We start from the raw sequence: 6872 nt of genomic DNA on the forward strand, positions 1-6872 counted from the left end.
GCCCGCCAACTCTTCCGTCTCATGCAGGCCACCCCTTGACAGCAACCCTCACAGATCTAAAGGTGTTTCCGGCCTGACCCGCCAGGCGTTGTGCCTGGTGAGGGAGGTGCCGTGATGACCGCGACACTGAACGATCAGACCGGACGCAAGAAGCGGCCCGAGCCGTCGGCGGTCCTACTGGCACGCCCCACCCGGCGGCACCTGGTCTTACAGCACCCTCGGCGTGACCAGCTACAACCCCGCCCAGGGCACCGTCGAAGGCTGGCGATTCGGATCGGGCCAGGAACCGCAATCACCCCACCGTGACCTTGGCACACCAGCCGGCCAGGCGCTGCCACACGTGGTGTGCCTCAACAGATCGACACCGCCCTGGACGCCCGGCAGTAGGTCAGTGGGCGGCGCACCGCTCGACCTGGTAAGTCTCGAAGCCATCAAGGTTCACTCAACCCCCCCCGGTCGCCGGGAGGGGCGCCGTGGTTGCCGTGCGGCAAGGTGAGCAGCAGCAGTGCGGCGACGAATTCTCCAACCTCGCCGCCCGGCTCACGTTCGCAGTTCACGGTGGTCGTAGCTGAACAGCGCACCACACGACGCGGACAATCCAGTCTCCACGATGCGTTCCATCGCAGCGTGGACATCGTAGATTTGACGTGTGCCACGAGACCTTCGAAGCGGCGTTGGCCCCCGACCCGCTGATGTCACCGCGCCCACCCGTTGCTCGCACCTTCGGGTGGACCCGCGTGGATACCCGATCATCGCGGTCATTCCGCAGGGGCCGGGTGAGGAGGACTACGGGGCTCTGTCCGAGCAACGCAAGCTCGTGCTTGCTACCTACGACCTGTGCGCGGTCTGCGCTCTGCCGTTTCGCGACGAGTTGCGCTGGCAGGTCACGTTCGATGATCAGTTGCAGCAGATGGGCGAGAAACCGACGTTCAACGAAGCGCCCGTGCACGAGGTGTGCGCGCTCTACGCGGCACAGGTGTGCCCGTTCGTCTCCTCGCCGCACGCCAGGCTCGGCGACTCGCAGCGCAAGGGCCAGCGACGTGCTGAAACGCTCACCCTGGCCGGCTTCACACGCACCGCGACCGTGTTCGGCCAGGACAGTGAACTCCAGGTGGGCAAGGGCATCCTGATGTTCGAGATGGCCGAACTCCGCGGCACGCACCGCCTGACCGGTGCCGACGATGCCCGCGACGCCTACGAGGCCGCCCTGCGTGATGAGGCCCGGATCGACCCTGACGACGCCGAGCGGCGCGTCATCGACATCCTGTGCACACCGACACCGGAGGGCGAGGATTCGGGCCCCGTCATGGCCGGCGCCGCGTGGTTCATCGGAGCAGCGTTCTGCCCCCAGATTCGCCAGGTACAGGCCATGAAGAGGTTCGCGGAGGCCAAAGACGACCTCTACTTCCAGATCGCGGCGAACTTCCTCGACAAGCCCGACATGATGGCCGAGTGGGAGGACGCGAGCGACGCCTCCACCGCGGCGGCAGTGTCGTGGTTCCACACCCGGGAGAGCGTGCCCGCCGTGCTGCGGCAGTGGCGGGCCGACGGTGCCCGCCGAGTCCGCGACGTCAGAGGTCGACGACCACGCCCCGCCAGCGCGACCGCGGTCGTACCGCGCGATGAGGCCGCGATCCGTCGACGCCGAGACGCCGAGGCAGCTCTGCGGAAGGCACGCCGCAGGAAGCGGTGACATCCGGGCGCTCCTGCGTCATGCCGGTCAGCTGCGGATCTCCTGTTCGCTGCGGTCAGCCAACGTCTTACGCGCGGAGGCACGGGCCGCCATCACGGATCCGCGGCGAGGAGCGGCACCGTCAGCAGCGACGAGTCAGCCACGAAGGTCAGCGTCGGCGAGCGGATGCGGCTGTCCGGTCATGGCGGCGAGGGCGGTGGCGACGGCGGTGAGGTCGGCTTTGATGTAGGTGGTGGTGGCGGGTCCGCGGCTGTCGGTGTGGCCGGCGTAGGCGCGGGCGGTGCCGTAGCCGTAGTGGCGTTCGACCCAGGTGAGGGTGGTGTGGCGGATCCAGTGGGTGGAGATGCCGTGCACGGCGACCCAGGGGAGTCGTTGGCCGATGCGTGTCCATAGGTGGTCGTAGCGGCGGGCGCTGATCGGTCGTCTGTTGCGGTATCGCAGGAGTTTGTCGGTGGGCAGGACCGCGCCGCGGGCGGTGGCGTGTTCGTGGAGTCGGGTGGCGAGCAGCGGGGTGATGGGTTGCCAGCGCAGGGTGCCGCCTTTTTCGTTGAGGTGGACCAGGGCGTTGGTGGTGTCGAGGTCGGTCAGGCGTAGGGCGAGGGCGCCGCCGCGTCGGCAGGCGGTTTCGGTGTGCAGGCGGAGCAGGAGGCAGTCGAGGATGACGTCGTTGCCGCTGGTGTGGGCGACCAGGTTGATTTCCTCCAGTTCGTTGGGGGTGAGGGCGCGGCGGGTGTTCGGTAGGCGGCGGGGTTTGGCGATCCGGTGGGCAGGGCTGGCGGTGCGGCTGATGTGGCCGTCGGCGATGGCGCGGTTGTAGAGGGCGCGGGCGGCGGCGATGACGTGTTCGCCGGCGTGGCGGCCGTGGCGGCTGTTGCGGCGGGGTCGGGCGGTCGCGATGGCGTGGCGCATGAGGGCTTCGATGTCGGTGGCGTGGATGGTGTCGAGGCGTCGGTCGCCGAAGGCGGTGGCCATCCGGTTCCAGTGGATGGCGTAGGTGCGTCGGGTTCCGGGGGTGGCCGCGGCGGCGACGCGGGGCAGGTACTCGGCGACGGTCGGCATCGCGGGGCCGTGGTCGGCGTTGGTGGTGAGGTCGGCGGGGGTGAGGCCGAGGTGGGTCAGTAGTTGTCGTGTGGTGGCGATGTGGGCGGGGTCAGCCGGCATGGGGGTCTCCGAGGATGCGGGCGTGCAGGTCGGTCAGGAGTCGGGTGATGGTGTTCGAGGGGTGCACGAAAAGCAGGTCGTGTGCCGGGAGGGCCACGAGGAGGACGGTCTGGCCAGGGGTGATGCCGGTCAGGTGTCGGGCGGCGGCGGGCAGGGGGAGTTCCTCGCGGGTGCCGACGACGTGGATGCCGTCCGGTGCGCTGGTGATCAGGACGGTGCCGTCGGTGACGTCGACGCGGAGGCGGTGACCAGGCGGCCAGCGCAGGGCGCGGACCAGGCCGCGGGCGGTGACCCGGCCAGCGGCGTCGGGCCGGCCGACGTCGAACAGCCTCGCGGCCCCACCGCCTTGAGCGGGTGGGGGAGCGGGCAGGGGCGGCACCGGCACGGTGGGCGGGGGTGCGACGGGACGCGGACGTGGAACCAGCGCGGCGATGGGCCGCTCGTCGGGCCACCGCGCCGCCGACCGATCGGCGGTCACGACCGCCACCAGCAGCGCAAGGACCACCGGTTCAGCGCACGGTCAGGCGTTTCCGGGGCGTTGACGCGCAGGCATGCAGGGCTCCGCAACGCACATCCACGCGAGCCCTGACGGCCCCGCGTGGATCCCCACAGAGGCTTGTGTCCGAGGGGGGACTTGAACCCCCACGCCCTATACGGGCACTAGCACCTCAAGCTAGCGCGTCTGCCATTCCGCCACCCGGACCTACTCGTCAACCCTACCTTTGGCCCCTTGAACGATTACATCGCCCATCGGCCGCCCGTAGGGCCGCACGGGGCACTACTGTACACGGCGCTCATGGATCATGCACGGCGGCCATATCGGGGCGGTGCAAAGGTGCTCCGCCGGCCGCTCCGGAGCCCCGATGATCCCCCGCGCGGCGAAGCCGAACACTGCTCGACAGTCCCCAGCCAGGACGACCAGGATGCGGCGTCTGCCGAGCGTAGGGCGTATCTCAGGGCCGATGTCCGCTCGATCTGGACGGGGGTGGACGGACGCCCCGGCGGTCCCGGACCGCGTCGGTTGATCACGTGGCCGTCATGATCCGTTCCGCGTGGTCGGTGCTGGCCCTGATCACCTTTTCGGGCATGTGATCTTCGTCGCCGACGGGCGGGCGCCCCAGATGGGCGGAGATGCGACCGGAGAACGTGGTGGGCGGCAGCGGCGGGAGTAGCTGACACGGCCGGCGCGGCGACGCAGACGGAGGGGAACGCGGCTCAGGGCAGGCGGGCGTACCGTCCGTCGTGGTAGATCAAGGGCGCGCCCTCGGCGTACTCCGTGATCAACGGCTCGGCGAGCATGATCGTGTGGTCTCCGGCGGCGATCCGCTCGACCACTCGACATACCAACCGGGCCAGTGCCCCGTCGAGCAGTGGCACGCCGTACGGCCCAGGTTGCCAGGAGGTGGGTGCCGCGAACCGGTCGATCCCGCTGGTGGCGAAGGTCCGGGCCAACTCGGCCTGGTCCCTGCCGAGGAGGTGGACGGCTACGTGCCGGGCCGCCTCCATGATCGGCCAGCTCGACGAGCCCCGGTCGAGGCAGAAGGAAACCAGGGGCGGACGCATGGACACCGAGGTGAAGGACGTGGCGGTGAAGCCGACGGGTCGACCGGCGGCGGCCGTGATCACGGTTACCGTAGCGGCCTGGCGTCGCAGCACGGTGCGGAGGCGTTCACCGGTGGCGGCCTGCGCCGACTCGCGATGAGTCCCAGCGGTTTCCGGGTCGTGGGTCATCTCGTCCTCCGCTTGGTGTTGCCGCTGTTCCACGGTGCTGAAAGGTCCGCGAAATAGTTGTTTGAAGATCATTTGTGGCGGCGGCACGCCCACCTCGCGTACCGGGAGGAGCGAGGTGGGCACCGCGCGCGGATGACCCGGGGAACCGGATCCCACGCCCCCGCTTCCATGTCAGGAGGCGGAGCCACCCTCCGAGCCGGATCGCACACCGAGCCGGCCGAGCAGGTGACGACGAACCGGGCCGAAGCCGGGATCGTCGGGAGCGCGCGGCCGGGTCAGCGGGACCGGGGCGTTCTCCACGATGTGTCCGCCATCGAGTACGAGAGTGCGGTCGGCCAACAGCAGCGCCTCGTCCACGTCGTGGGTGACCAGCAGCGCGGCGAAACCGTGCTCGGCGTGCAGCCGGCCGAACAGGGTCTGCATCCTGAGCCGGGTGAGTGCGTCGAGCGCGCCGAACGGCTCGTCGAGGAGCAGTAGCGCCGGCTCCCGGACCAGTGCCCGGGCGACGGCGACCCGCTGGGCCTGCCCGCCGGAGAGTTCGGCTGGCCAGGCCCGGCCCCGGTCGGCGAGTCCGACCTCGGCAAGCGCGGCGGCCACCCGCTCGCGTACGTCGCCGCCCGTCACCCCGAGCGAGACGTTGTCGGCGACCCTCTTCCAGGGTAGGAGTCGGTGTTCCTGGAAGACGACCGCCTGGCTGCCCGTCCGGGAGATCTCACCGCTGGCATCGGGGTCGAGACCGGCCAGGATGCGCAGCAGGGTGCTCTTGCCGGAGCCGCTGCCACCCAACAGCGCGACCACCTCACCGGGGGCGATCGCCAGATCGACGCCGTCGAGTACGACGGTCTCGCCGAAGGACCTGCGTACCTCGTGTGCGGTGATGACCGGCCGGGTGGCGGTGCTCAGCGTGCCTGTAGTCCGCGTCGCCATGTCAGGGTTCTCCTTTCCGCCATCCGGAGTGCGAGGTCGGACAACAGCCCGAGGAGTGCGTAGATGAGCAGGCCGAGGACGACGACTTCGGTCTGGCTGAACTCCCGGGCCTCCATCATCAGGAAGCCGATCCCGGTCTGCGCGTTCACCTGCTCGCCCACCACGAGACTGAGCCAGGCGGCGCCGAGGGCCAGCCGTAGGCCGAGGAAGAGCGACGGCAGCGCGCCCGGCAGCACGACGTGGCGGAGCCGGGCGAACTGACCGAGGCCGCAGCTCCGGGCCGCCTCCACCAGGCGCTCGTCGATGTCCCGGATCCCGGCGTACGTGTTGAAGTAGATCGGGAAGAACGCGCCGAGGGCGACCAGTGTGATCTTCAGCGACTCGCCGATGCCGACCCAGATGATCAGGAGTGGTACCAACCCGAGGTGCGGAAGCATCCGGGCCATCTGCACCGGTGGGTCGACCAGATCGTCCCCGAGCCGGAGCAGTCCCGCCGCGGCGCCGAGCAGTAGCGCCAGCGCCCCGCCGATGGCCAATCCGATTCCGGCCCGGGTCAGGGAGTCCAGCAGATGGACGCCGAGGGTGCCGTCCCGGGCCAGCCGCCATCCGGCCCGCGCCACCTCGCTGGGCGCGGAGAGCTTCTCCGGTGGCAGCAGACCGGTCTGGGCCGCCGCCTGCCAGACCAGGAGCAGCCCGACCGGAGTGAGCGCGCGGCGCCAGCGTCGCCCAGGGCGGGCGCCTCGGCGCGGCCGGCCCGGGGCCGGGGTGGGGGAGACAGTGGACCTGTCGGCAGTCTCGACGAGGCTGCTCGTCGTCATCGGAGCACCTCACTGAACTGGTCGTCCACGAGGGAGAGCATGTCCACTTTCCCGGGAACCAGTTCCAGTTCGGTGAAACCGTCGGCGATCGCCTGCAGTTCGGCGCCGATCTCCGGGGTGACCGGTGCGAGCGGCTTGGCGCTGCGGGCCAGCGCGCGAGCCGTCGTCGGCTCATCGATCTTCAGCTCCGGCGCCAGGATCCTGGTCCGCTCCTGCGGGTTGGCGATGCCCCAGTCGGTGGTGCTCCGGTACGTCTCCAGGAACTTCCGGATCTGGTCGGGCTTGCGTTCCAGCGCCTCCGGCGAGACCAGGATGTATTCGCGATTGCTGGCCAGCCCCGTGGCATCGGCGAGGATCTTCACTCCGGGCTGCTCGGCGAGGGCGAAGTACGGGTCCCAGATGATCCAGGCGTCGACCTGGTCGTTGTCGAACGCGGGCCGTGCCTCGGCCGGCTTGAGGTACTTGACGTTGATGTCGGCGAGTGAGGTTCCCCCGCTTTTGTGGAGTGGTGGCTAGCCAACGCTGGTTGGCGTCAGAGGGTT

6 protein-coding genes, 1 tRNA gene and 1 pseudogene are annotated in these 6872 nt (G+C 69.9%); 1 reads left to right on the plus strand and 7 read right to left on the minus strand.

What is annotated here, in order from left to right; translation table 11 throughout:
* Positions 1-727 precede the first annotated feature (727 nt).
* Complete coding sequence (locus ACFP2T_RS47635; RefSeq protein ID WP_377434646.1) at positions 728-1693, plus strand: hypothetical protein; 966 nt, start codon at positions 728-730, stop codon at positions 1691-1693.
* Positions 1694-1828: 135 nt separating this feature from the next.
* Here the strand turns inward: ACFP2T_RS47635 and ACFP2T_RS47640 are convergent, their stop codons facing one another.
* The 7 genes and pseudogenes from ACFP2T_RS47640 to ACFP2T_RS47670 form a co-directional block, all read right to left on the minus strand.
* The gene (locus ACFP2T_RS47640; protein WP_377434649.1) at positions 1829-2854 is read right to left on the minus strand and encodes a tyrosine-type recombinase/integrase; all 1026 of its coding nucleotides are present in this window, start codon (positions 2852-2854) and stop codon (positions 1829-1831) included.
* Positions 2844-3359 (minus strand): hypothetical protein, encoded by a 516-nt coding sequence (locus tag ACFP2T_RS47645; RefSeq protein WP_377434651.1) that lies wholly within the window; start codon positions 3357-3359, stop codon positions 2844-2846. The genes ACFP2T_RS47640 and ACFP2T_RS47645 overlap by 11 nt, the downstream gene beginning before the upstream one ends.
* A 114-nt stretch (positions 3360-3473) precedes the next feature.
* Positions 3474-3557, minus strand: a tRNA-Leu gene (locus ACFP2T_RS47650).
* A 512-nt stretch (positions 3558-4069) separates the two neighbouring features.
* The gene (locus ACFP2T_RS47655) at positions 4070-4585 is read right to left on the minus strand and encodes a flavin reductase family protein (RefSeq protein WP_377434653.1); all 516 of its coding nucleotides are present in this window, start codon (positions 4583-4585) and stop codon (positions 4070-4072) included.
* Between the two features lie 171 nt (positions 4586-4756).
* Positions 4757-5464, minus strand: coding sequence for an ABC transporter ATP-binding protein (locus ACFP2T_RS47660; protein ID WP_465264301.1), 708 nt, complete (start codon positions 5462-5464; stop codon positions 4757-4759).
* 20 nt (positions 5465-5484) lie between these two features.
* The gene (locus ACFP2T_RS47665) at positions 5485-6330 is read right to left on the minus strand and encodes an ABC transporter permease (protein ID WP_377434659.1); all 846 of its coding nucleotides are present in this window, start codon (positions 6328-6330) and stop codon (positions 5485-5487) included.
* Positions 6327-6812 (minus strand): annotated as a pseudogene (locus ACFP2T_RS47670) (type 2 periplasmic-binding domain-containing protein); the annotation flags it as partial. The gene ACFP2T_RS47665 and the pseudogene ACFP2T_RS47670, both read right to left, overlap by 4 nt.
* Positions 6813-6872 lie beyond the last annotated feature (60 nt).

The sequence above is a fragment of the Plantactinospora solaniradicis genome, from assembly GCF_042658085.1.
Taxonomy (GTDB): Bacteria; Actinomycetota; Actinomycetes; order Mycobacteriales; family Micromonosporaceae; genus Plantactinospora; species Plantactinospora solaniradicis.